Genomic DNA, 26,467 nt, shown 5'->3' with positions numbered 1-26,467 from the left:
TCAGACATCGGCGGCCTTCCGTCCTCGCGAGGTGAGCAGCAGATACACACCCGTCACGACCAGCAGGAACAACAGCAGCAGCACGGACATCGCCGAGCCGGTGCCGAAGTTCCAGGTGACGAAGGAGGCTTGGTAGATGTGCACCGAGATGAGGTCCGCGGCCTCGGGTGCGGCCTTGCCGAACAGGACGTACGGCGTGTTGAAGTCGTTGAACGTCCACAGGAACAGGACGAGGACCAGCACCTGGTTGACCGGGCGCAGCGACGGCAGGGTGATGCGGCGGATCTGCTGCCACATCCCGGCGCCGTCCAGTGCGGCGGCCTCGTACAGCTCGCGTGGGATGTTCTGGAGTCCCGCCATGACGATGAGGAAGGCGAACGGCCAGCCCTTCCACACGTGCACGATCAGCAGGGCGTAGAAGCTGTTGTCGCCGATCAGCCAGAAGGACGGCTTGCCGGTGAGGTGCAGCTGGTCGTGCAGGACGTGGTTCACCAGGCCGTTGTCGTGCTGGAACATGAACACCCAGGTGATGACGGCCGCGTAGACGGGCAGCGCGTACGGCACCAGGAACAGGGCGCGCAGCAGGCCGCGGCCGCGGAAGGTGTCCTGCATGAAGATCGCGGCGGCCGTGCCGATCAGCCAGCACAGCGCCACCGACAGCAGGGTGAAGCCGACGGTGACGAAGAACGAGTGCAGCAGTGCCTCGCCGACGGGGGCGTCGAAGTCCACCGAGACGCGGTAGTTGCCGAAGCCGGACCAGGGGGCGGTGCCCCAGTCGCGGATGTAGAACTGCGTCAGCTCCTTGAAGCTCATCACGATGCCGATGACCATCGGCACCAGGTGGACGAGGAGTTCGAGGAGCAGGGCGGGCAGGAGCAGCAGGTACGGCAGTCCGATGCGGCGGATCCGCCCGGCGCGGCGGCGGGGTTCGCGTGCCGCCGCACCGGGTGGGTCGTCCCCGTGCACCGTCTCCTTCAGGGCGGTGGTGGTCATCGTGCTCACTTCGCGGGCATCTGCTGCTGGGCCTTGGCGAGTTGGGCCTTCACCGAACCGGCGGTGACCGCGCGTCCCGCGGCCGCGTCGGCGAACAGTTCCTTCACGGCCGTACCGACCGCCGTCTCGAACTGCGACTCGTCCGCGACCTGGGGCAGCGCGACGGCGCTCTTGGCCAGGGTGTCCTTCAGGACGGCGTTGGACGGGGTGGTGAACGCGGTGTCGGACTGGGCGGACTTGACCGGCGGGATGGTGCTGTAGGCCGTGTTGAGGATCTTCTGCTCGGCGTCACCGGTCATGAACTTCACGAACTTCGTGGCGCCGTCGAGGTTGTGGGTGTTCTTGAAGACCGCCAGGTTGATGCCCGCGACCATCGAGTTGACCTGGGCGCCGGCGCCGGGGGTGCCGGACTGGACCGGCACCGGCGCGATGCCGTACTGGTCCTCGCTCATGCCCTGCGACTTGAGGTTGGAGGACGCGGACTGCCACAGCAGCATCGCCAGCTTGCCCTTGGCGAAGTCGCTCACGGACTGGTTCTGCGCGTACTCGGCGTCGCTGGTGGGGATGGCCTTGTCCTTCGCCATGAGGCCGACGTACTGCTGGACCGCGGCGACCACACCGTCATTGGTGAAGTCGGGCTTGCCGTCGGCGGTGAAGAAGTCGGCGCCGTGCTGCTTGGCGAAGACGAAGACGTGGTGGATGTTCTCCGAGACGTTCGCGCCCTCGGCGCCGAGGGCCGACTTGCCCTTCGCGTTGATCTTCCTGCCGTCGGCGGCGAGTTCGGCCCAGGTCGCGGGGGGCTTGGCTATGCCGGCGTCGGCGAAGATCTTCTTGTTGTAGTAGAGCGCGTACGCCATCGAGTACAGCGGCACCGCGGCCGGGTCCTTGCCGGCGGCGCCGGTCGAGCCGAGCGCCGAGTCGACGAAGCGGTCCTTGCCGCCGATCCTGCCGAAGTTCTTCGCGTCCCAGGGCAGCAGCGCGCCGGTGGCCTGCAGGGAGGCGCTCCAGGTGTTGCCGATGTTCAGGACGTCGGGGCCCTGACCGGAGGTGGTCGCGGTGAGGATCCGGTTGAGCAGGTCGGACCAGGGAACGACCTCCAGCTTCACCTTGATCCCGGTCTGCTTCTCGAACTTGTCGAGTTCGGGCTGGAGGACCTTCTTGTCCACCGCGATGCTGGCGCCCTGGTTGGACGCCCAGTACGTCAGCGTCTTCGGCGAGTCGTTGGACCCGCCGCCCGTCGACGAACCACCTCCGCAGGCCGTGGCGGCCAGGGCGAGAGACAGGGTGACGGCCCCTACGGCCGCGACTCGGATTCTGCGCATGGCTCCGGGTGTCCCTTCAGGGATTGCAATCATGGCTTAATTTAGGACGTGAGTTAAACCCCCGGAGATGCGCTCGTCAAGGGGTGCGGCAACCGTTGTGGAACTCCGGCCCTGCCTCTTGACGCACCCGTTCGGGTAGTTGAAGCATTCACCGGCAAGAGAGCGCTCCCAAACCCCACCCCGTTCACTTCCTGAACAGGAGAGCCGCCCATGCCCCTGCCCGCCATCGGACGCAGAGCCGTCCTGGCCGCCGCGGCCGCCGCGGCACCCGCCGCCGCGCTCGGCCTGGCCGCCCCCGCGTCCGCCGCCCCGTCCGCCGGGAAGAGCCCGGCCGGGAAGACCCCCGCGGAGAAGACCCCGGCCGGCAAGAGGCCGCGTCTGCTGCCCGGCGGCGGCGACCTCGGCCCGAACGTCCTCGTGTTCGACCCGTCGACGCCGAACATCCAGGCACGGCTGGACGAGGTGTTCCGGCAGCAGGAGTCGGCCCAGTTCGGCACCGGCCGGTACGCCCTGCTGTTCAAGCCCGGCACCTACCAGGGCCTCAACGCCCAACTCGGCTTCTACACCTCCATCGCCGGCCTCGGCCTCTCCCCCGACGACACCACCATCAACGGCGACGTCACGGTCGACGCGGGCTGGTTCAACGGCAACGCGACGCAGAACTTCTGGCGTTCGGCGGAGAACCTCGCCCTGGTCCCGGCGAACGGCACCAACCGGTGGGCGGTCGCGCAGGCGGCGCCCTTCCGGCGCATGCACGTACGCGGCGGCCTCAACCTCTCACCCACCGGCTACGGGTGGGCGAGCGGCGGCTACATCGCGGACAGCCGCATCGACGGCCAGGTCGGGCCGTACTCGCAGCAGCAGTGGTACACCCGCGACAGTGCGATCGGCAGCTGGCTCAACGGCGTCTGGAACATGGTGTTCTCGGGCGTCGAGGGCGCACCCGCCCAGAGCTTCCCGAACCCGCCGTACACCACCCTCGCCACCACCCCGGTCTCCCGGGAGAAGCCGTTCCTGTACGTCAGCGGCAGCGAGTTCCGCGTCTTCCTGCCCGAGAAGCGCACCAACGCCCGCGGGGTGACCTGGGGCAACGGCACCCCTCGAGGAACGTCCCTGCCGCTGTCGCAGTTCTACGTCGCCAAGCCCGGCGTCACCGCCGCGACCCTCAACCAGGCCCTCACGCAAGGACTTCACCTGCTGCTGACACCGGGGATCTACCACCTCGACCAGCCGATCCAGGTGAACCGCGCCAACACCGTCGTCCTGGGCCTCGGTTACGCGACCCTGGTCCCCGACAACGGCGTCACCGCCCTGAAGACGGCCGACGTCGACGGCGTACGCCTCGCGGGACTCCTCGTCGACGCCGGACCGGTCAACTCCGCCACCCTGCTGGAAGTCGGCCCCCGCGGCGCCGGCCGGGACCACTCCGCCAACCCGACCACCGTCCAGGACGTGTTCGTCCGCATCGGCGGCGCGGGCGCCGGCCGGGCCACCACCAGCATGGTGATCAACAGCCGCCACACCATCGTCGACCACACCTGGGTCTGGCGCGCCGACCACGGCACCGGCGTCGGCTGGGAGACCAACCGCGCCGACTACGGCGTCGTCGTGAACGGCGACGACGTACTGTGCACGGGCCTGTTCGTCGAGCACTTCAACAAGTACGACGTCCAGTGGATCGGCCAACGGGGCCGCACGATCTTCTTCCAGAACGAGAAGGCGTACGACGCCCCGAACCAGGCAGCCATCCAGAACGGCTCCGTGAAGGGCTACGCCGCCTACAAGGTCGGCGACGCCGTCACCACGCACGAGGGCTGGGGCCTGGGCAGCTACTGCTACTACAACGTCAACCCGGCCATCGTGCAGCACAGCGGCTTCGCCGCCCCGAACCGGCCGGGCGTGCGCTTCCACGACCTGCTCGTCGTCTCCCTCGGCGGCAACGGCCAGTACGAGCACGTGATCAACGACACCGGGTCGCCGACGCAGGGCACGTCGACGACGCCGTCCACGGTGGTGTCGTACCCCTGACGGGCCGCGATGACGGACCCGGCGGGTCGCGGTGGCGGACCCGGCGGGCAGCGACGGTGGCCCGGGGCGGGTCGCGTCACGCCTTTCGGGGGACGTGACGCGACGCGCCGACACGGGCCGGCAGGGCGAGGGCCGTCGGGCTACCGTGCCGGAGCCGCCGCAGTCGCGGCCTCGGTCGCCGCCGGGGCCGGTGCGTAACCGGTGGGCCGGGCCGTGAAGGTGCCCCGGCCCTGTGTCCGGCTGCGCAACCGGGTCGCGTAGCCGAACAGTTCGGCCAGCGGCACGGTGGCGGTGAGCACCGTCACCGTGCCGCGCGACTCGGAGCCCGTGACCCGGCCGCGCCGCGCCGCCAGGTCACCGAGCACACCGCCGACGGCGGCCTCGGGCACCGTGACCGTGACCTCGGCGACCGGCTCCAGCAGCGCCATCACGCACGCCCGCAGTGCCGCGCGCAGCCCGAGCCGGCCCGCCGTGCGGAACGCCGTATCCGAGGAGTCCTTCACATGCGTCGACCCGTCGGTCAGCGTCACCCGGAGCCCGGTCACCGGGTGACCGCCGAGCGGCCCCTCGGTCAGGGCGTCCCGGCAGCCGGCCTCCACCGCACGCACGTACTCCTGCGGCACCCGGCCGCCGACCACGGCCGACCGGAACGCGAAGCCGGTGCCCCCGGGTTCGGCCGCGAGCGGCTCGACGTCCAGGACGACATGGGCGAACTGCCCTGCCCCGCCGTCCTGTTTGACGTGCCGGAACACCAACTGCGCCACCCCGCGGACCACGGTCTCCCGATACGTCACCCTCGGACGGCCGACGGCGACGTCCGGCCCTGAGTCGCGGCGGATCTTCTCCACCGCGACCTCCAGGTGCAGTTCACCCATGCCCGACAGCACCGTCTGACCGGTCTCGGGATCCGTCCGCACCACCAGCGACGGGTCCTCCTCGGCCAGCCGCGCCAGCGCCGACGCCAGCCGGCCGGTGTCGCAGCCGCGACGGGCCTCGACCGCCACCGACACCACCGGGTCGGCGACCGACGGCGGCTCCAGGACGAGCGGAGCGGCCGGATCGCACAAGGTGGAACCGGCCCGGGCGGACTTCAGCCCCACCACGGCGACGATGTCGCCCGCGACCGCCCGGTCCAACTGGGCGTGCCGGTCGGCCGTCACCCGCAGGATCCGCGCGACCCGCTCGGTACGCCGCGTGCCCGGATCCCACACGGTGCCTCCCTTCTCGATCGTGCCCGAGTAGACACGGACATACGTCAGCCGGCCGGTGGCGGTCGCGTTCACCTTGAACGCCAGCGCGGCGAACGGCGCCCCCGCGTCGGCGGGGCGGAGCTGCTCGGCGCCGTCGTGCGTCCCGCGTACGGGTGGGACGTCGAGCGGGGACGGCAGATAGGCCACCACCGCGTCGAGGAGCGGCTCGGTGCCGCGGTTGCGGTAGGCCGAGCCGCAGAGCACGACCAGGCCGTCTCCGGTGCTGGTCAGGTCGCGCAGGGCGGTGATGAGGGTGGGCGTGGATACGGTCGGCGGGGGCGTGTATACGATCGGCGGCGCAGTGGATACAACCGACACGGATACCGCCGACACGTCGACGGTCGGCTGCATACAGAATTCCTCCATCGCCGCCGGATGCAGTTCGGCCACGGCCTCCTCCAACGCCCGGCGCCGTCGCCACGCCTCCTCCCGCAGCGCCTCGGGCACCGGCCCCTCCTCGACCGTGTCACTGCCGTCGGCCCAGACCAGCGCACGCATGCGCACCAGGTCGACCACCCCGGTGAACGCGTCCTCCGCACCGATCGGCAACTGCACGACGAGCGGGGCCGGGTGCAGACGTTCCCGGATCGACGCCACGGCGGCGTCGAGGTCGGCGCCCGCCCGGTCCATCTTGTTGACGAACGCGATGCGCGGTACGCCGTGCCGGTCGGCCTGCCGCCACACGGACTCGCTCTGCGGCTCGACCCCCGCGACGGCGTCGAACACCGCGACCGCGCCGTCGAGCACGCGCAGCGAGCGCTCGACCTCGTCGGCGAAGTCGACATGGCCCGGCGTGTCGATCAGGTTGATGCGGTGGCCGTCCCAGGCGCAGCTCACCGCGGCGGCGAAGATGGTGATGCCGCGGTCGCGTTCCTGAGGGTCGAAGTCGGTGACGGTCGTGCCGTCGTGGACCTCACCGCGCCGGTGCGTGATGCCGGTCGCATACAGGATCCGTTCGGTGACGGTGGTCTTGCCGGCGTCGACGTGGGCGAGGATGCCCAGATTCCGGACGGCGGCGGACGGAGTAGTGGAGTGCGGACGGGGTGCGGTGCGCATGGCCCGATGCCTTTCGCGTGGATGCGGAATGGGCGGCGCGATTCCCGGGCAGACAAAAGCCGATCGACCCTCGACAGGGGGTCGCCGGTGGACACCGAAGCGACGGATGTGGCATGCGAATGCGGAATACGTCAGCGGTGTGCCGCGGGGTTCCGGTGCCGGCCGCGCTGCGGGCACCGGGCCGACGAGGACACGAGGATCACCTCGTACCGGGAACGGGGAACGGCGACGGCGGCGTGGTCACACACGGCGCGGCTCCCCTCACTCGTCGGCTGGTCACGAACGGCGCGCCGTCCTGTGGTGGCGGCGCGCGACGCATCGTGAGTGTAGGGAGGACGGCCGCCTCGGAGCACGGAGTTTTTTTCGTCGCCCGGTATTGCCGAAGCTCCCGAACAGGCGGAGAAAACACGGAGATTCCCGTTCGGCACCGTTCCTCCGTGCTCTTCCGGGAATTCGTTCCACCGGTCCGACATTTTCCGGACATTCGTCCGACAGACATCGGCCAACTTCGGTGCGGCGACCACGCGTTGCCGCGCGGGACCGGCGACCCGGGGGCTGTGTACGGAGCGGGCCCCTCCGCACCCGTGCCTGTCCGAAAAGCGATGGTCGCATGTCGCTGACAGAACACCGGTGGACAGTGACCGGAGAACCGGCCGCCCGGCCGCAACGGCGGTGACCACACCCCCGGCACACGGCAGTTGCGCCACGGCGGCCCGCGAACGGGCGGCCGTGGCGGCCGTCGAAGCCCGGAATTCCGCGGTACCGGAACGCCGAGTGCCCACGTCCGCCCCGTACCGGACATGGCCGAGAAGCCGGGACACCGGCGTCCGGGCCGGGGCTCCTTCTCCCCCGTCCGGGCGGTGTCCGGGGGTGGCCGGTGGACGCCCTCCACCATCTGGCGCAGACCTAATCTGTTCCGCAGCAGCCTTGAAATGATCACGGCAAGCAGATGGATTGGACTCGATTGGACACGCACAAAACGCGGAAGACGAGGTTCGCCACACTGCGCCGCGGCCTGATGATCCCGGCCCCCGCTCTGGTACTGATCGCGGGAACGCTCTTCTCACGTGTGGGCGACTCCCTCGCCTCCCTCGGTATGGTGCTGGACGCGGCGGACCACGGCATCCGCTGGGGGGTCACCGAGGTCTTCCTCGCCGAGCTGATCCCCACCGTCCTGGCCGCTCCCCTCGTCGGGGCACTGGTGGACCGGCTCAGCGCCCGGTCGGTGTGCCTGTCTGCGCTGGCCGTCCAGGCGCTGTCCTTCGGTGCCGCCGCCGCGGTGGACGGCTTCCATCTGCGGGTGGGGCTGATCGCCCTGTCCGGGCTGGCCGGCGTGGCGTCGGTGACGGCCGGCTTCAAGATGCTGCCGGTGGTCGCGGGCGGCGAGCACACCGGACGAGCCAACAGCCTGCTCACCGCGGGGCTGTCGACGGCCGGGCTGATCGGACCGCCGCTGGCCGGTTTCCTGCACTCCGCGCGGGGCACCGCGTTCCTGCTCGGCGCCGACGCCGTGTCGTTCCTCGTACTCGCCGGGGGCACGGCGGTGGCCGTCCCGCGCCGTACGGACGTGGCGATCGGACGCCGGCCCTCCTCAAAGCTCTCGGACGGCTACCACGCCCTGCGCGAGGCCCCGGTGGTGGGCATGCTGCTGCCCACGCTCGCCGCGGCGATGCTGGCCACCAGCGTCGAGGGGGTCGCCGGCGTCTTCTATCTGCGGGACGTGGCCGACGGCAACGAAACCCTCTTCGGGTTCTTCCTGGCCACCTGGGCGCTGGGCAGCGTTCCCGGTGCGCTGCTGGCGGGCCGCGCGGGCTGGTCGGCGCGGCACACCGCGCTCATCCTGGGCGGAGTGCTCGGCATCTCCGTCGCGCTGCTGTCCGCCGGGCTGCTGCCGATGGCCGTCGCGATCTTCCCACTGTTCCTGCTGGGCGGGTTCGGCAATGGTGTATGCAATGTCGGTCTACGAAATGCCGTACACAGTCAGGTGCCGGCAGCGGTACACGGCAGCGCGTGGGCCTGCTACCAGGCACTGTCGCGGATCTGCATCGGCCTGGGCTTCGTCCTGGGCACCCCTAACGCCCTTGTCTCCAGCCGCGGCCAGGTGATCGTCTCCGGCGCCGTCCCGCTGGCCTTCTCCCTGTGGGCGCTGATCGGCCTCGGCCGCCGGGGGCAGTCGTTCCTCGGGGAATCCCCTGCCGGGATCGGCGAGGTCTCGGGCTGAGAGGACCCGGGCTGAGAGCTCCCGGGCTGAGGGACCGAGCCTGCCGAAGCGTGCCGGCCGTCGACCGGTCGGTGCCCTTCCGAGAAGTGTCCGAGGGGGGAGTCGACGGCTGACGAACTGCTGGACGAACCGAGGCGGTCGCCTCACTGCCGGCGGCCCGCCGGCCGGGGACCGCGGGCCGTCGGCCCGGCGGTGCTCTCCCTGACCTGGAGGGAGCTGCGCAGCACCACTGTGCGCAGCGGGTCGTTCTTCCCGGCGATGCGGTCCAGCAGCAGGTTGGCCGCCGTCCACCCCAGGTCGTACGAGGGCAGCTGCATCGTGGTCAGGCTGGGCCGTACCAGCGGCGCCCAGGGCACCTCGCCGAACGACAGCACGCCGATCTCCGGTGGTTCCAGACCGGCGTCGTGCACCGCCTGTAGTGCCCCGACGGCCATCAGGTTGTTGGCCGCGAAGACCGCGTCCGGCCGCTGCGGCGCCGCGAGCAGGTCGGCCATGGCCTTGCGCCCGCCCTCGACCTTGAAGTCGGCGTGGCGGGTGTAGTCGCGCAGCAGGTCCACGTCCTTGGGCGCGGCATCCGGGTCGTCACCGAGGAAGTCCTGGAGCGCCCGGCGGTAGCCGGCCAGCCGCTCCTCCGAGGTGGAGGCGCCCTGCGGGCCGGTGATGCAGGCGATCCGCCGGTAGCCCTGAGCCAGCAGGTGCGCGGTGGCCGCCTCGCTGCCCTCCTCGTTGTCCACCAGCACGGCGTCCACCTCGGTTCCGCGCAGGCGGCGGTCCACCGCGACCACCGGGATGCGGCGACCCTCGAGCGCGGACAGGTCGGTGCGGCTGCGGGACGCGGCGGCCACGACGACACCCGCCATCTGCTCCGCGACCGCGATGTCCAGGTAGCGCCGCTCCTTGTCGACGTTCTCGTCGGTGTTGCACAGCACCACCGAGAGGTTGGTCTGCTGGGCCGCGTCCTCGACGCCGCGGGCCAGCGCGGTGAAGAACAGGTTCTCGATGTCCGGGATGATCAGTCCGATGACACTGCTGCGCTGCATGCGCAGCGAACGGGCGACCCGGTTGGGGGCGAAGCCCAGCTCGGCCGCCGCGCGCCGGACCCGTTCGGCGCGCTCGGCCGTGACGCGGCCCCCATTGAAGACCCGGGAGACCGTGGCCGGGGAGACTCCGGCGGCCTGGGCCACGTCGTTGATCGTCGTCATAGGTCCTTCGACCCCTCCTTGGCCACCAGGGGCCACGCTCGCGGATGCCGGGTCAACGCCGCCCCGCTGCGGCCGACTTGCACGCGACTCTTGACACCCTCTGAGGCAAACCCTACGTTTCGCTGAAAAGGATTTCAAGGAGTCGCCGGACGCCAGTCCCCTGTAAGGGGGTACGTCCTTGGCCATCCCACCCCTTCACAGAGGGAGGATGGTGTGCGTATTTTTGAAATCGATTTCTCCCGTCGTTCCGGAGGCCACCTTCATGGCACGCATGACCGAGCACATCGCCCACGCCGCGCAGCGGCGCGCCGCGATGCCGCGGGACGCCGGGCACCGAGCCGTCATCTCACCCGAGCAGGTGAGCGACGGCTCACCCCCGGACTTAAGTGGCCGCGGCCGGTACGGCCTGCCGAGGTGCCGCCCGGCGCGCAGAGCCTGCTGATGCTCCCGTAGTTCACCGGGGAACGCGCTCCGCCGTCCGCCCTGGTTCCCACTTGCCCGCATATGCCACGTTCCTGCTCGCCAGGATTCCGTGTCCCCGTCCTGCTCGCCAGGACTCAAGAAATCGATTTCTCACCCACTACACCTGTCCACCATAGGGAGGCCCGCGATGGCGCGGATGAACACGGACGGCGCGGCATGAGCGACGCACCGCCCGCCCTGCTGCACATGCGGGGCATCAGCAAGGAGTTCCCGGGCGTCCGGGTACTCAACGACGTCGAACTGACCGTCCACCCCGGCGAGGTCGTGGCACTGCTCGGCGAGAACGGCGCCGGCAAGTCGACGCTGATGAACATCCTCGCCGGGGTGCACACCGACTACCAGGGCACCATCGAGATCGACGGCGCGCCGGTACGGATCCACTCGCCGAAGCAGGCCCAGCAGCACGGCATCGCGATGATCCACCAGGAACTCAACCTGGTCCCCGAGCTGTCCATGTCCGACAACGTCTTCCTCGGCCGCGAACTGCGCACCGCACGCGGCACCCTGGACCGCACGGCGATGCACGCCCGCACCACGGAGCTGCTGGCCGACCTCGGCCTCGACCTGCCCCCGCAGCGGCTGGTCCGCGACTGCCGCATCGCCGAGCAGCAGCTCGTCGAGGTGGCCAAGGCGCTGAACGGCACCCTGCGGATCCTGGTGCTGGACGAGCCGACGTCCGCGCTCGCCGAGGCCGAGGTGGAACGGCTGTTCACCGTCATCCGCCGGCTGGCGGCCCGCGGCGTCGGGCTGATCTACATCTCCCACCGGCTGGAGGAGCTGGAGGAGATCGCCGACTCGGCGACCGTGCTGCGCGACGGCACCTTCGCGGGCAGCCGCCCGGTGGCCGGCACCGATCGCGCCGAGCTGGTGCGGCTGATGGTCGGCCGGCCGCTGGGGGAGCTGTTCCCCAGGGCCCCGGAGCAGCGTTCCGACGGCTCGGTGCGGCTGAGCGTCAAGGGCCTGTCGAGCGCTCCCCCGCCGGCCAGCACCCGTACACCGCTGCGCTCGGTGGACCTCGAGGTGCGGGCCGGGGAGATCCTCGGCGTCGCCGGGCTGATGGGCGCCGGGCGCAGCGAGGTGCTGGAGGCCCTCTTCGGGGCCGGCGACGGGGTCCGGGGCGAGTTCATGCTGGGCGACCGCCCGTACACCCCGCGCACCCCCCGGGCCGCGATCCGCAGGGGCTTCGCTCTGGTCGCCGAGGACCGCAAGGCCCAGAGCCTGGTGATCGGCAACACGGTGCGGTTCAACGCCACCCTGGCCGCCCTCGACCGCTACCTCAGGCCGTGGCGCACCGTCGACGCCCGCCGGGAGAAGGCCGCCGCGGCCGAGAAGGTCGAGGAGCTGCGCACCAAGACGCACAGCCTGGACGCCGTGGTCGGCACCCTCTCCGGCGGCAACCAGCAGAAGGTGGTGCTGGCCAAGTGCCTGCTCACCGAGCCCTCGGTGCTGCTGCTGGACGAGCCGACGCGGGGCATCGACGTCGGGGCCAAGGCGGAGATCCACGCCCTGATGGACTCCCTCGCGGCCCGGGGCACCGCGATCATCGCCGTCTCCTCCGAGCTTCCGGAGCTGATCGGCATGTGCGACCGGATCATCGTGCTCTGCGAGGGGCGGCTGACCGGCGAGTTCCACCGCGACCCGGCCCGCGGGCCGGCCGCGACCCAGGAGGCCATCCTCACCGCGGCGATGGCACGGCAGAACGTTGTGGCCGGACCACCGGCGGACGAGAACGAGGAAGAGAAATGAGCAAGACACTCCCACCGGCCCGGGACACCGCCGCCGGGACCGGCGAGAACCTCCAGACGCTGGGCGGGCGCCTGCTGGGGGCCCTGCCGCCGCTCGGCTCACTGCAGAGCTACATCGGCCTGCTGCTGGTGGTCGCCGTGGGCATCGTCACCAAGGGCGAGATCTTCTGGAACCAGGACAACCTCACCAACGCCGTCACCGCCTTCGCCTCGCGCGGCATCCTCGCCGTCGGCGTCACCCTGGTCATCCTCACCGCGGGGATCGACCTGTCCGTGGGTTCGGTGCTGGGCATCGGTTCCATGACGGCGGCGATGCTGCTGGTCCACCACGGGCTGTCGCCCTGGGTGATCGTCCCGGTGTGTGCGCTGGTGGGCGCGTTCTTCGGTCTCCTCAACGGGATCGGCACCACCTGGCTGCGCATCCAGTCCTTCGTGATGACCCTGGCCATGCTCTCGGTGGTGCGCGGCATCGACCGGCAGATGAGCGACAACGTGGCCGTCGGGGTGCAACTGGTGGACCCGGGCGGCCATCTCACGGCCAAGGCCTCCGCCTTCGCCGCGCTGGGCACCCCGGGTCACACCCTGATCGGGGGCATCGGCTACCCGGTGATCGCGTTCGTCGGCGTCTGCGTCGTGGTGCAACTGGTGCTCTCCAGGACCCGGTTCGGACGGCATGTGTACGCCGTGGGCGGCAACCCCACCGCGGCCCGGCTCTCCGGGATCAACGTCAACCTGGTGATCATCACCGTCTTCACGCTCTGCGGCCTGCTGGCGGGCTTCGCCGGTCCCATCGACGCCGCGTACAGCGCCTCGGCCGACCCGCTGGCCGGCACCTCCTACGAGCTGGACGCCATCGCCGCGGCCGTCATCGGCGGCACCAGCCTGGCCGGCGGCAAGGGCACCATCACCGGCACCGCCGTCGGCGCGCTGATCCTCACCCTGCTCGACAACATCCTGGGCCTCAACGCGATCAGCGACAACATGCAGATGATCATCAAGGGCCTCATCGTCGTCGTGGCCGTCGTACTGCAGCGCCCGGGCTTCCTCAAGCCGCTCACCGAGCCGCTGCGGCGGCTGCGCACCCGCGCCTGACCTTCCCGCGTACCCACCCCCCGTACCACCCACGCTCACCCACGCAAGGAGTCCGCCATGTCGATCCGCCGTCGCGCCTCACTGGCCGTCACCGCCGCGGTCGCCACCGTCGCCGCCCTCACCTCCTGCTCCGCGCACGCGCCGAGCTCCACCAGCGCCGGCTCGGACAGCGGCAAGAAGCAGTTCGTGGTCGGCTACTCCCAGTCCAACAACGCCGAGCCGTACCGCGCCCAGCTCAACGCGCAGCTCGAGTACTTCGTGAAGAAGTACCCGGACCTCAAGCTGCTGCCCATCACCGACGCGCACCAGGACAGTGCCACCCAGGTCAGCCAGGTGCAGAACTTCGTCCAGCAGAAGGTCGACGTCCTGATCCTCTCGCCCAACGAGCCGGCCCCGCTGACCGCCGCCGTGCAGCAGGCCTGCACCGCGCACATCCCGGTCATCGTCCTGGACCGCACGGTGAACACCGACTGCTACACGTCCTTCATCGGCGGCGACAACTACAAGATCGGCAAGCTCGCCGGTGAGGCGGCGGTGCAGGCCCTGCCGCACGGCGGCAACGTGGCCGAGCTGCAGGGGGCCCTGTCCGCCCAGCCGCAGATCGACCGCGACAAGGGCTTCAGAGACGCCATCGCCGGACACCACATCAACATCACGCACCACCAGGAGGCGAAGTGGCTGAAGGCCAACGCCACCACGATCACGCAGCGGTGGCTCTCCCAGGACAAGAAGATCGACCTCATCTACGGTGAGAACGACGACATGGCCCTCGGCGCCGTCCTCGCGGCCCGCGGCGCCGGCCGGGCCGACGGCATCAAGTTCGTCGGCATCGACGGGCTCGCCATCCCGACCGGCGGCATCCGCGCCGTGCAGCTCGGCCAGATGTACACCACCTTCATCTACCCGACCGGCGCCCAGCAGGCGGCGGAGACCGCCGAGGCCATCGCCCACGGGAAGACCGTCGCCAAGAAGCAGACGCTGAAGACCACCAGGATCACCAAGGACAACGCGGCGGCCGTCTACAAGCAGTACGACATGTCGGGCAAGATCGGCTGACCCCGACCGACCCCGACCCCCGGCAGGCCGGCTGGGGGTCGGCCGCGCACACCTTTCGAGGGGCCCGATCCACAGGACGGGCCCCTCGGCCTTTCCTGGATGCACCGTTCAGGACGGCCTGGAACTCCCGCCTGCCAGGATGGCGTCGAGCCGCCGGGCGACCGAGTCGACGTGCGGCGGGTCGAGCAGTGACAGGTGGTGCCCGGGCACGGTGCTCACGTCGAGGTTCGAGCACACCGCGTCCCAGCTGCGGGCCGGGTCTCGCCGGTCGAACCGGTGGTCGCGCAGGCCGCCCGGCGTGGGGTCCGTCGCGCTGAGGAACGACACCGGACCGTCGTAGGGGCGCGGTGTGTAGCGTTCCAGCGCTCGGGCATCCAGGAGGGACGTCCGCTGATGGTTCAGGATCGCGTCGCTGACCGCGCTGTTGACCAGGCCCTCCGCTCTCATCGTATCGACGACCAGTTGTATCTGCGCCTCGTCGTCCAGGCCCGCCAGCCGCTCGTAGGGCAGCGAGATCGTCAGCGCGTAGGTGGTCTCGAGGAACTCGACGAATCGTTCGAACTGCTTTTCGGCGAGTTCGGCATCGGACAGTCCGGTGGGGCAGGGCAGCGGGATGATCGAATCGATCAGCATCAACGCCTCGACCCGCTCGCCGCCGGCCCGCCGCAACTGTTGCGCCGCTTCGAACGCGAGGGACCCGCCGAACGACCAGCCGGCCAGCCGGTACGGGCCGTGCGGCTGCACCGCCCGCAGCTCGGGCAGGTACTGCCGGACCCGTTCCTCCACCGCGGGAACGCCGTCGATCCGGTCGAACCCGTACACCGGGATGTCCGGATCGAGCAACCGCGTCAGCTGTGTGTAGACGACCGTGTCGCCGCCGCCGGGGTGGAAGAGGAACAGCGGCGTCTTCGTGCCCTCGCCCCGCAACACCCGCGGCGACGGCCCGCCGTGCTCCTCCTCGCGCAGGTACACCGCCATTCGCTCGATGGTCGGGTGCTCGAAGAGTTCGGTGGTGGTCAGCTCGCGGCCGCCGCGTTCGGTGAGCAGCGCCGCGATGCGCCCGGCCCGGCTCCGGTCACCGCCGGCCTCGTGGAAGTCCTTCGTGACGCCGACCTCCACGCCGAGCACGTCCCGCCAGACTCCGGCGACGAGCCGCTCGGCGGAGTCGCGCGGCTCGATCGCCGGGGCCACCGGGACGCTGCCGTCACTCAGGTCCCCTTCGTCCAGGTTCGATTCGCTCCCGTGCGATTCTTTCCGGCCCGATTCGCCCCGGTCCGATTCGTTCAGGTCCGATTCGTTCAGGTCCAATGCACCGAACAGCCACTGCTCGGTCTCGAGAGCGCTCGCACCACGAAGGAGCAGGGAGACCGGCAGCGTCACGTCGAAGTCGTGCTGGACGGCGTGGCGGACGCGAACCGCCAGCAGCGAGTCGAGACCCAGCGCGGGCAGCGGTGCGGTGATGTCCAGCGAGTCCGGCGGGTGGCCCAGCACGGACGCGATCCGCGACCGCAGTTGCGACGAGGCGGCCGCCCGTGCCGCTTCGGGGGAGAGTCCGCGCAGCCACGCGACGCCGGCCCAGTCGTCCGAGGAGTCGGCGTAGGGACGCAGCAGCGGCTCGAAGAACGGCACTTGCGCCAGCTGGGGGAAGGCGGTGACCAGTGCGGGAGTGTTCAGGCGCAACGCACCGACCTGCGCCAGGTCCTGGCCGAGTGCCGCGGTGAGCACCTCCAGAGCCTCAGCCGGGCGGATCGGGTGCAGCCACGGGATGTCCAGCCCGGCCACGGCTCCGATCTCGGCCCACGCGCCCCACGCGATGGACGTGCCGGGCAAGCCCTGTGCGCGCCGCATCTCGGCCAGCGCGTCGAGATATGCGTTGCCGGTCGCGTAGGCGGGCTGGCCGGGCAGGCCGTGCAGTGCGGCCACGGAGGAGAACCCGAGCCACCAGTCGAGGTCGAGGTCGCGCGTCACCTCGTGCAGCCGCCACGCGCCGTAGGCCTTGGGCAGCCAGGACCGGTGCAGGGTCTCGGCGTCCAGGCGGATCGTGGGGTGATCGTCGAACACCGCGGCGGCGTGGATCACGCCCCGCACCCTCCCCGCGGCGGCCATCAGACGTTCGGCGACACCTGCTTCGGCGATATCCCCCAGTATCACCTCGACTTCGGTGCCGCGTTCAGTGATCTTGTCGATGGCCTCGGCCACGGTCGGCGCGGCCGGAGAGCGCCCGTTGAGGACGATCTTGCCCACGCCCTGGTGGGCGAGCCGGCCGGCCAGGAAGATGCCGAGACCGCCGAGACCGCCGGTGATGACATATCCGCCGTCGCGGCGCACGAGCGGGGAAGTGGCCGGGCGGGCTTCGGGCAGCCGGTCCAGTCGGCGCGCGTGCCGTACACCCGACCGCCACGCCACCTCGTCGTCGGTGCCCGAGGCCAGTTCCTGCCGCAGTGCGGCAGCCGCCTCGTCGCTCGTCCACAGGGGATCGAGATCGACGATTCCCAGGCGTAGTTCGGGACGCTCGCAGGCCAGCACCCGCACCAGCCCGCGCAGGGACGCGCCTGCGGGGTTCCCGGTCTCGCCCGGACCGACGGCGAACGCGCCCGTGGTCACCAGCAGCAACCGCGGTGGCCGGTTCGATTCCGCCAGCTCGCGGGTCGCGTCGGCGACGGCGAGCACGGCCCGCTCGGCGTCGGCGAGGCCGGCCAGGTGCGGCAGTACGAACAGCACCGCACCGGCGTCCGGCCTCGTGCCGTAGCCGCCCTGCCGTGCGCCGAGCGCGGCGGCGAGCGGCGTCGGCCGCTCGCTGAGCACAAGGATCGACTCGCCGGCGATGCGACGCGCCCAGTGGGCGTCCCCCCGGACGGAGCCCGCAAGGGGCGTCGGCCGCCACACCGCTGCCAAGAGCTTCGCGGTCAGCGGAGCCGCGATCTCGGTGTGCTGGACGGCGCGCACGACCACACCCGTCATTTCCAGCAGGACCTGTCCCTGCTCGTCGACGAGGCGCACCTCCCCGGTCCGGCCGCCGTCGTGATCGTCCTCATCGTCCTCGGCGAGCCAGGCGTGTACCTGTGTGCCCCGGGTGAGGTCGCCGTAGCCGCGCACGGTGCCGTACTCGACGGGCATCCACACGGTCGTGGCGTCCGGATCGTGCAACGCGGCGGCGAACACCTGCAGGCACGACTCGACCAGGGCGGGGTGCAGACGCAGCCCGGGACGCCAGGTGGTGCCCTCAGGCAGGGCGACATCGGCGACAGCACGCACGCGCCGGTCGCCGGCGCCCCTGCTGAGCCGAGGGCTGCTCATCCCGGTGAACCCAGGTCCGTAGCTCACGCCGAGGAGGCGAAGCCGCCGGTGGAGGTCGGCGCTCGAGACGGGCAGGAACTCGCTGTCGTCCACTGTCGGCACACACGCCTCGGGGCGTTCAGGTCCGGCGACGGCCGCTCCGGCGCTCGCGTGAAGCAGCCACGTACCGTCCGCCGCCTTGGTGTGCACGTGGATCGTGCCGCCTGCGAACGTCGTGGTGACGGTGGTGTGGTCGTCGAGAGCGAGCGGCCGGTGCGTCGTGACGTCACGTAGCGCGATGTGTTCGACCGGGGCACCGAAGGCCGTGCTCGCCGCGGCGGCCGCCATCTCCAGGTAGACCGGGCCGGGCAGTACGGGGCGATCGTCGAGGCGGTGGTCGGCGAGCCATGGGTGCGCGGCCGTGCCGAGGTCCGCCCGCCACACGTGCCTGCCGTCATCGGGGAGTTCGGTGTGGACACCGAGCAGCGGGTGCCCGTCCGTGGGCAGCGCGGCAGAGGCAGGGGGCGCCGCGGCAGAGGCAAGGGGCGCCCCGGCAAGGGTGGTTGGCGCCGCGGCAGGGACGGGGAGCCAGTGCCGGGTGTGGCGCCAGCGGGTCGTGGGAACGTCGGTGATCCGGCCCTCGCGCGGCGGTTCGGCCTGGGCGGCGAGTTCGAGGGTGGCGAGCTGACGGTGGAAGTACCCGGCCTCGTCGGGACAGTTGCGCAGGCTCGACAGCACCAGCGCGTCGGAACGGTCGGCGAGGTTGTCGGACAGGGCGTGCCGCAGCACGGGATGCGGTGACAGCTCGACGAACGTGCCGAAGCCGTTCTGCGCGGCCGCGGCCACGGCCGTCGAGAACCGCACGGGATTGCGCAGGTTCTGGGCCCAGTAATCGGGGTCGAAGGCAGGCTCGCCGTCGACGACCGTGCTGTACACGGGAATTGCGGCAGGCTTCACGACGATCCCGGTCAAGCCGTCGACCAGCGCCGGAGTGACGGGGTCGACGAGGCAGGAGTGCGCGGCGACATCGAGCTTGACCAGGTGGGCAAGCCTACCGTCGGCCTCCACTCGGGCCATGATGCGGCTTACCGGCGCAGGTCTGCCCGCGATGACCGTCTGCCCTGGTGAGGACAGCACGGCGATGCTCACACCGGACTCGTGTGCCGACAGCTCGGCCACCTCGCAGGCGCCGGCCTCCAGTAGTGCCATGGCCCCGTCGCCGGCGAGCGAGGCCAGCAGCCTGGAGCGCAGCGCGACCACACGGGCTCCGTCGGCTTCGGTGAGCGCCCCCGCGACGACCGCCGCCGCCACTTCGCCGAAGGAGTGACCGATGACCGCGGCCGGGCGGACGCCGTAGTGCCGCCACAGCTCCGCCAGCGCCACCTGGACGCCGAACACCATCGGCTGGACGTGGTCCATCGTGGTCGCCTCGACACCGGCAAGCAGGTCGTCCCGCAAGGAGAACCCGGCCTCGGCCCGGACGACCGGGTCGAGCCGGTCGACGGCGGCGGCGAACACCGGTTCTTCCGCGAGCAGTTGCCGGCCCATGCCCGCCCATTGCGACCCGTGCCCGGAGAAGACGAACACCGGCCCCTGCGCGGGCGCGGGCACGTTCTCGGGGGCCGGCGCCAAAAGCCCCTCGACCAGTTCCTGACGGCTCCGCGCCACGACCGCGGCCCTGTGCCGGCCCCCGAGCCGGCGGGCCAGCGTGTACTCGATGTCCGCCGGTTCGGCCTGGGTGCCCTCCACCCACTCGGCCAGCGCCCTCGCATTCTCCCGCAGCCTGCCCTCACTGGCCGCGCCCAGCAGAAACCTGCGCCGGGCCGCCCACGGCCGGGTGCCGTGCGGGAGTCCCGCGCCGCTTTCCCGCTCCAAGCGTTCCTGCTCCAGGCCTTCCTGCTCCAGGCTTTCCTGCTCCAGGCTTTCCTGCTCCAGGCCTTCCTGCTCCAGGACCACGTGGGCGTTGGTGCCGCCGAAGCCGAAGCCGGAGACCCCGGCGAGCGCGGGACGGCCGGTGGTGGGCCAGGGCCGGACCGAGTCCACCACGGACAGGCCGAGATCACCGAACGGTATGTGCGGGTGGGGAGCCGAGTGGTGGAGGGTCGGTGGGACGAGCCGGTGGTGCAGCGCCAGCACCGTCTTGATCAGCCCTACGATGCCGGCGGCGGCCTCGAGGTGTCCGAGGTTGCTCTTGACGGATCCGAGCAGGAGCGGCCGCCGGCGCCCGGCGCCCAGCACCGTACCGAGCGCGCGAGCCTCGATCGGGTCGCCGAGCAGTGTTCCCGTGCCGTGTGCCTCGACGTAGTCCGTCGTGGACGGATCGATCCCGGCCTGCCGGTAGGCCGCGCGCAGAAGTGCCCGCTGCGCTTCGGTGTGGGGCGCGGTCAGCCCGCCCGAGCGGCCGTCGGAGTTGGTCGCGGTTCCGCGGATCCGCGCCAGCACGCGGTCACCCGCCGCAGTTGCCTCCGAAAGCCGTTTGAGGACGACCACGCCCACGCCCTCGGCGCGTACGATCCCGTCGGCGTCGGCCGAGAACGGCTTGCAGCGTCCGTCCGCCGAGCTGACGCCCATCTCGTCGAAGCACGCCGTGATCCCTGGTCCGAGCAGCAGGTTCGCGCCGCCGACCAGGGCGAGATCGCATTCACCCGACTGAAGGCTGCGCACCGCCAGGTGCACCGCGACCAGCGACGACGAACACGCCGTGTCCACGGAGAGGCTCGGACCGCGCAGGTCGAACGCATAGGACAGGCGGTTCGCGGCGATCGCCGGCGCCGCGCCGGTGGCCGTCCACGGGTCCACGGCGCGGATGTCGCCGATCGACCGAGCGCCGTACTCGGTGCCGCTGATGCCGACGAACACGCCGGTCGCGCTGCCGCTCAGCGTCCGGGGTGCGATCCCGGCGTGCTCCAGCGCCTCCCAGGCGACCTCCAGGAGCATGCGCTGCTGCGGATCCATCCGGGCGGCCTCGCCCGGCTCGATGCCGAAGAACTCCGCGTCGAACCCCGCGACGTCGTCCAGGAACCCACCCCGCCGCGTCACGCGCTCCGGCACCGGCCCGTACTCGGCCCAGCGGGCGGCCGGAACCTCCGCCACGGCGTCCCGGCCTTCGGTGAGCAGGCGCCAGAACTGCTCCGGCCCCCGCACACCGCCGGGCAGCCGGCAGCCTAGGCCGACCACGGCGATCGGGTCCCCGGACGGATCGGGAGAGCCGGACGTCTCACCCTGTTCGTCGCCGGCACCGTCCTGTGCATCGGTCAGTGCGTCGACGAGCCGGTCGATGCTCGGGTGGTCCCACAGGAGCGTCGTCGGCAGGGCGCGTCCGAGGAGTTCCTCCAGCTCCCCGGAGAGCTCGACGGCATCGCGTGAGGACAGTCCGAAGTCCTGTAACGGCAGGCTCGGGTCGACCTCGTCCTCGTCCAGGAAGCAGGCTTCGGCGACCCGTGCGACGATCCATCGCCGCAAGGGGCCGGCACCGGTCGTCATGTCTGCTCCCAGTGGCGCTGCCGGGTCGCGGCCCGGGCGACTTTGCCGCTCGAGGTGCGCGGCACCGCGCCGACCCGGACCAGTTTGAGGCCACGCAGCCTGACGTCGTGCCGCGCCGCGACCGCCCGCCGTACCGCCCGGCCGATCTCGGCGTCGTCCGCCTCGCCGCCGCGACGGTACTCGGCCACCACGGCGGCGCCTTCCGCGCCGGACGCGTCGTGCACGGGGAACGCGGCCACGCCCCCGGGCCGGATCGCCGGGTGGGCGTCGGCCACGGTGAGCTCGATGTCCTGCGGGTAGTGATTCCTGCCGTCGATGATGATGAGGTCCTTGATCCGGCCGGTGACGTAGAGCAGTCCGTCGTGGATCGTTCCGAGGTCGCCGGTACGCAGCCACCTGCCGGGCACGTCGCCGCGTCGTCCGCCGAAGGTCTCCTCGCTCCGCTCGGGCTGCTGCCAGTAGCCGTCCGCCACATTGGGGCCGTCGACCCAGATCTCGCCGACGCTTCCCTCGGGGAGAGGGACGAGCCGTTCCGGGTGGACTATGTGGACGCTCTGGCTGACCGGCCGTCCGGCAGCGACCAGTTCCAGTGCTCCGGGCGTCCCCGGTCCGACCGGCACGACACGGTCCTCGGCAAGCGCCGCGCGGTCGAACGCGGTCACCACCGGGCCCTCTTCACCGGTAGCCGTGACGAAGACGGTCGCCTCGGCCAGGCCGTAGGACGGGCGCAGCACATGGGGCGCCAGACCGTGCGGACCGAACGCCTGCTGGAACCGGGCGATGGTGGCGGCCCGCACCGGCTCGCTGCCGGTGATGAGCGCCCGCACACCGGAGAGGTCCAGGCCCGCACGGTCGGCGTCACCGGTCTTGCGGGCCGCGTACTCGAAGGCGAAGTCCGGAGCGGCCGACATGACGTCGGGCATTCCCGACATGGCCCGCAGCCAGCGCACCGGGCGTTTCAGGAAGGCGACCGGGGTCATGAACACCGACCGGATCCCGGCGAAGACCGGCGCGGCGAGCAACTGGACCAGCCCCATGTCGTGGAAGAACGGGATCCACCCGGCGACGACCCGCTCCGCACCCGCCCCGTACGCGGTCGCGGCCTGCCACGTGTTGGCCACCACGGCACGATGCGTGATCACCGCGCCGGCCGGATCACGCGTGGACCCGGAGGTGTACTGCAGATACGCGGGTTCGTCGAGGCCGATGGCGGGGGCCGTGAACTCACCGGCCGACTGGGACAGTTCGTCCACGGCGATGATCTGCTTCGGCTTCGGGACCGAGGTGTTCTCCGCGAGCGCGCGTACCCCTTCGAGAGCGTCCGACGATGTCAGCCACACCTCGGGCGCGCAGTCGGACAGGACGTGGACCAACCGCTCGCTGTGCCGGGTCACTTCCGGTGCGAACAGCGGCACGGCGATGGTTCCCGCGTGCAGGGCTCCGAGAAACCCGACCACATAGGTCAGATCCTGCGGCGCCAGGATCGCCACCCGCTGACCGCGCCCGGTGAGCCTGTTCAGCGCGGCGGCGACGGTACGGACCCGCTCCGCCAGCTCCGCCCACGACATCGTGTGCTCGATGCCGTCGAGGTCCGTCGCGTAGTCGAGAAAGGTGAACGCGGGGGCGTCCGAACCGGACTTGTCGAAGAGGTAGCTGGTCAGCAGCCGCAGATCGGTCGGTAACGTGGGCTCAGGGGAACGGCTTTCCACCACTGGCATCTGCGTGTCACCCAAAATCGCCTGGCCTCACCGGTCGTTGAAGCTGCGGACTGACAGGCAGCCACGCCTCACCCGCACACCGAAGGCCCGGCGGACTGCGGGACCGGGGCGGCGGCTCGGCCGCCAGGAGCATCTGCCCGTCAGTATAGGCGCGCGCGATCACGTGGTCCGTGGAGGCGGTGCAGGGCCGGACACCGGCCTCAAGCTCACCTACGACCCGCAAAAACAGCTTGTGCGGGCCGAGGCTCAGCTCGACCCGCACAAGTCGGGAATACGATCAGTTGATCAGTGTCCGAGGGGGGACTTGAACCCCCACGCCCGATAAAGGGCACTAGCACCTCAAGCTAGCGCGTCTGCCATTCCGCCACCCGGACCAGGTGTCCGCCGCCTTGCCGGGGGTCTTCCCCGCGGCGACATGGACAACAATACCAAGGTTTCGGAGTGCGTTTCACCTGCATATCTGCCGTGTGGGCAGGACCACGGGAGCCGGCGCCCCCACGGTCCCGCACCTTCACAACGGGTGAACTTCGGCTCACTCTCCGGTGGTGCGGGGCGCCCCGCGGCCGTTCGTCAGGGCAGGAGCTGGTAGTCCGGGAAGTTCCCGGGCAGCCGTTCCCCGGCCGGGCCCTGCGTGACCGCGCGCACCAGGAGCTCGCCGCCGACGAAGGCGCCGCGCCAGGACGCGCCGAACCCGCCGAAGAGCTCGTCGCGGTCACCGCGCGAGCGCGGCTTGCCGTGGCCGACCTTGAACGCCCGGATCTGCGGTGCCAGCCGGTCGTAGGTCGCGCGGTCGTCCGTGGCGAGCGTGGCCACCAGGGCGCCGTTGGAGGCGTTCATCGCGGCCAGCAGCTCGGCCTCCGTGTCGACCAGGACGATGGTGTCGACCGGGCCGAACGGCTCCGCGTGGTGCAGCGGGGACGCCGGCGGCGGATTGAGCAGGGTGACCGGCTGTACGTACGCGGAGGTGTCCTGGCCCGGCAGGAAGCGGGCGTCGGAGAGCCTGCCCCGGTGCAGCGGGACGGCGCCGCGGTCCACTGCCTCGCCGACATGGTCCGTGAGCTCCTTGGCCTTGGCCGCGTTGATCACCGGCCCGAAGTCCAGTTCGGGCAGCGCGTCGTCCGGGTTCTCGACGGCCAGCGGGTGCCCGACCCTGATCGTACGGACCGGCGGGAGGTAGGCGGCGAGGAACTCGTCGAACAGCGCACGCTGGACGACGAAGCGGGGGTAGGCCGTGCAGCGCTGCTTGCCGTAGTCGAAGAGCTTGGGGACGACCGCGGTGAGCGCCTCCCAGTCGGAGAAGTTCCAGATGCCCCAGGTGTTGAGTCCTTCCTGTTCGAGGACGTGCCGCTTGCCGAGGTCGGCGACGGCCGTGGCCACCGCGGCGCCGGTGTCGCGCCCGCCGACGAAGGAGACGCAGCCGATCTCGGGCGCCCGCACCAGCGCCTGGGACAGCTCGCCGCCGCTGCCGCTGACGAGGGTGACGGGAATGCCCTCGCGGGCGGCCAGTGCCGAGGCCAGGGTGAGGCAGGCGACACCGCCGTCGGTGGGGGTCTTGGCGATGACCGCGTTGCCCGCCAGGGCCTGGACCAGCATGGCGTGAACGAGCACGCTCATCGGATAGTTCCAGCTGGCGATGTTGGACACGGGGCCGTCCAGCGGGGTGCGGCCGTCGACCATCGGCTCGATGCCGTCGACGTACCAGCGCACGCCGTCGATCGCCCGGTCGACGTCCGCGCGCGCCAGCCGCCAGGGCTTGCCGATCTCCCAGACGAGCAGCAGGGCGAGCAGGTCACGGTGCTCGGTCAGCGCGTCCAGGGTGGCCGCGATCCGGGCCCGGCGTTCGGGGAGGGGGACGTGCCGCCAGGCGCGGTGCTGGTCGAGTGAGGCGCGTACGGCCTGGTGGGCGGTGTCCCGGTCGAGGCGCGGCGCGCCGGCGATGGGGCTGCCGTCGACCGGCGTGGTCGCCGGCAGCGCCCGCCCGTCCGGCTGCCAGGCGCCGCCGAAGAGGTTCAGGACACGGTCGTCGCGGAACGCCTCGGGGGCGACGGAGAGGCTGCGCTGCCAGGCGTCGTTCCAGGACGTGCCGGGTTTCAGGATGAGGGGGCGGTTCGTGGTCGGGGTGGATGCCATGGGTAGCTCCGCTCTCGGTGCAGGCTCGGGGCGGGGTGTGGCCAGAGTCGTCCCCGGCACCTGAGCCCGCTTCGACGCCGACTCGGGCGGGGTGTCCTGCGTCGTCGAGCGCGGGCTCGTGCGATCGCGAGCCGCAGGCCGGCCAACGCGTCCTCGGATCCAGGAAGTTGGCCCGCACCGTCGCACCGGGGGACGTCGGGCCGGCCCGCGGCGCCCCTCTACGATCGGCTCACCGATCACCGGAGGGGGAACACCGAATGGACACCGCGACGGAGGAACCAGGGCGCCGGGTCACCACCCTGGAACTCTTCTTCGACCTGGTCTTCGTCTTCACGCTCACCCAGCTGACGGTGCTGCTCGCCGCCGACCTGTCGTTCGCGACGGCCGGCCGCGTGGCGCTGATCTTCGTGGTGCTGTTCTGGATGTACGGCGCCTACGCCTACCTCACCAACCAGGTACCGCCCGACCGCCCGTCCCGGCGTCTGCTGCTGATGCTCGGCATGGCCGCGTTCCTGGTGTGCGCGCTGGCGATCCCGCGGGTCTTCGACGACACCGGCGTCGTGTTCGGGCTCGGCTTCCTGCTCGTCGTGATCGTGCACACGGCTCTGTACACGCGCAGTCACGGCTGGGACTCGGTCTGGTACGGCGTCCCGAACGCGCTGGCCGCCCTCTTGGTCACCGCCGCCGGCCTGGTCGACGGCCTCCCGGCGGACGGCCTGTGGGTGCTGGCGCTGCTGCTCCAGTTCGTGACCCCGTTCGTGGCCGAGCACGGCCCCGGCCGCCGGGACGGGCGTACGGCCGCGACCCTGCGGGTCCAGCTCGGCACCCTGGACCCGGCGCACTTCGTGGAGCGGCACGGACTGCTGCTGATCGTCGCGTTCGGCGAGTCGGTGATCTCCATCGGCGTCGGCATCGGTGATCTGCCGGCGGTGCGTTCCTGGCGCTCGCGCTCGCCGTCGCCCTGTGGTGGACGTACTTCGTGCGCGACGAGGAGGGCGCCGAGGCCGCGTTCCGGGCGACGCCGCCGCAGCAGCGCTGGCGGCAGGCGATGAACGCCTACTACTACGCCTTCCTGCCGATGCTGCTGGGCATCGCGTATCTCGCCGCCGGGGTGAAGAAGACGCTCGGGCATCTCACCGAGGAACTCGCCACCGGCCCCGCGCTGGCGCTGTCCGGCGGGGTCGCGCTGTTCCTCGTCGGTGATGTGGCGTTCAGGAGGGCGATGCGGCTGCTTCCGGTGCGGCACCGCGCGGTCGCCGCACCGGTCGCCCTCACCGCCGCGGTCCTCGGCATCCGGTGGTCCGCGGCCGTCGAACTCGTCGCCCTCGTCACGGTGTTGGTGGCGATGCTGACGGTGGAGGCCCGCTGGTGCACGGCGGAGAGGCATGGCCTGGACGTGGCGCGCGCCTGAA

The 26,467-nt window shown here is 71.2% G+C and carries 14 protein-coding genes and 1 tRNA gene; 7 read left to right on the top strand and 8 right to left on the bottom strand.

Annotated features, from left to right (window positions below; all coding sequences use genetic code 11):
• Window positions 1-993, bottom strand: coding sequence for a sugar ABC transporter permease (locus tag ABZ915_RS18175; RefSeq protein WP_361803377.1), 993 nt, complete (start codon window positions 991-993; stop codon window positions 1-3).
• Window positions 994-998: 5 nt separating this feature from the next.
• On the bottom strand, window positions 999-2,315 hold the full coding sequence (locus ABZ915_RS18170; RefSeq protein WP_361803374.1) for a sugar ABC transporter substrate-binding protein: 1,317 nt from the start codon (window positions 2,313-2,315) through the stop codon (window positions 999-1,001).
• A 210-nt stretch (window positions 2,316-2,525) separates the two neighbouring features.
• Between ABZ915_RS18170 and ABZ915_RS18165 the strand changes: the two genes are divergently transcribed.
• Complete coding sequence (locus tag ABZ915_RS18165) at window positions 2,526-4,343, top strand: coagulation factor 5/8 type domain-containing protein (protein WP_361803371.1); 1,818 nt, start codon at window positions 2,526-2,528, stop codon at window positions 4,341-4,343.
• 140 nt (window positions 4,344-4,483) lie between these two features.
• Here the strand turns inward: ABZ915_RS18165 and ABZ915_RS18160 are convergent, their stop codons facing one another.
• On the bottom strand, window positions 4,484-6,649 hold the full coding sequence (locus tag ABZ915_RS18160) for an elongation factor G (protein ID WP_361803368.1): 2,166 nt from the start codon (window positions 6,647-6,649) through the stop codon (window positions 4,484-4,486).
• Window positions 6,650-7,613: 964 nt separating this feature from the next.
• Here ABZ915_RS18160 and ABZ915_RS18155 point away from each other — a divergent pair.
• Window positions 7,614-8,870: an MFS transporter gene (locus tag ABZ915_RS18155; protein WP_361803365.1), complete on the top strand. Its 1,257-nt coding sequence runs from the start codon at window positions 7,614-7,616 to the stop codon at window positions 8,868-8,870.
• Between the two features lie 143 nt (window positions 8,871-9,013).
• Here ABZ915_RS18155 and ABZ915_RS18150 read toward each other — a convergent pair whose 3' ends face one another.
• Window positions 9,014-10,072, bottom strand: a complete 1,059-nt coding sequence (locus ABZ915_RS18150) for a LacI family DNA-binding transcriptional regulator (protein WP_361803362.1) — start codon at window positions 10,070-10,072, stop codon at window positions 9,014-9,016.
• Window positions 10,073-10,711: 639 nt separating this feature from the next.
• Here ABZ915_RS18150 and ABZ915_RS18145 point away from each other — a divergent pair.
• From ABZ915_RS18145 to ABZ915_RS18135, 3 genes are read left to right on the top strand one after another with little or no spacing between them, the layout of a single operon-like run.
• Complete coding sequence (locus tag ABZ915_RS18145) at window positions 10,712-12,301, top strand: sugar ABC transporter ATP-binding protein (RefSeq protein ID WP_361803359.1); 1,590 nt, start codon at window positions 10,712-10,714, stop codon at window positions 12,299-12,301.
• Entirely contained in the window at window positions 12,298-13,392 is a 1,095-nt protein-coding gene (locus tag ABZ915_RS18140) for an ABC transporter permease (protein ID WP_361803356.1), read from the top strand. Before ABZ915_RS18145 ends, ABZ915_RS18140 begins: the two co-directional genes overlap by 4 nt.
• Before the next feature lie 57 nt (window positions 13,393-13,449).
• Complete coding sequence (locus tag ABZ915_RS18135) at window positions 13,450-14,448, top strand: substrate-binding domain-containing protein (protein WP_361803353.1); 999 nt, start codon at window positions 13,450-13,452, stop codon at window positions 14,446-14,448.
• Between the two features lie 108 nt (window positions 14,449-14,556).
• Here ABZ915_RS18135 and ABZ915_RS18130 read toward each other — a convergent pair whose 3' ends face one another.
• The 4 genes from ABZ915_RS18130 to ABZ915_RS18115 form a co-directional block, all read right to left on the bottom strand.
• Entirely contained in the window at window positions 14,557-21,207 is a 6,651-nt protein-coding gene (locus ABZ915_RS18130) for a beta-ketoacyl synthase N-terminal-like domain-containing protein (protein ID WP_361803350.1), read from the bottom strand.
• The gene (locus ABZ915_RS18125; protein ID WP_361803347.1) at window positions 21,204-22,925 is read right to left on the bottom strand and encodes a fatty acyl-AMP ligase; all 1,722 of its coding nucleotides are present in this window, start codon (window positions 22,923-22,925) and stop codon (window positions 21,204-21,206) included. The genes ABZ915_RS18130 and ABZ915_RS18125 overlap by 4 nt, the downstream gene beginning before the upstream one ends.
• A 289-nt stretch (window positions 22,926-23,214) precedes the next feature.
• Window positions 23,215-23,299, bottom strand: a tRNA-Leu gene (locus ABZ915_RS18120).
• Between the two features lie 196 nt (window positions 23,300-23,495).
• Complete coding sequence (locus ABZ915_RS18115) at window positions 23,496-25,055, bottom strand: aldehyde dehydrogenase family protein (protein WP_361803344.1); 1,560 nt, start codon at window positions 25,053-25,055, stop codon at window positions 23,496-23,498.
• Between the two features lie 257 nt (window positions 25,056-25,312).
• Between ABZ915_RS18115 and ABZ915_RS18110 the strand changes: the two genes are divergently transcribed.
• On the top strand, window positions 25,313-26,107 hold the full coding sequence (locus tag ABZ915_RS18110) for a low temperature requirement protein A (RefSeq protein ID WP_361803341.1): 795 nt from the start codon (window positions 25,313-25,315) through the stop codon (window positions 26,105-26,107).
• A complete protein-coding gene (locus tag ABZ915_RS18105; protein ID WP_361803339.1) occupies window positions 26,035-26,466 on the top strand; it encodes a low temperature requirement protein A in 432 nt (143 codons plus the stop codon). Before ABZ915_RS18110 ends, ABZ915_RS18105 begins: the two co-directional genes overlap by 73 nt.
• The last annotated feature ends 1 nt before the right edge of the window (window position 26,467 follow it).

Origin of the sequence: Streptomyces sp. NPDC046915 (assembly GCF_040644935.1) — a bacterium.
GTDB lineage: Bacteria > Actinomycetota > Actinomycetes > Streptomycetales > Streptomycetaceae > Streptomyces.
This window is presented reverse-complemented; position numbering and strand designations above follow the sequence as displayed.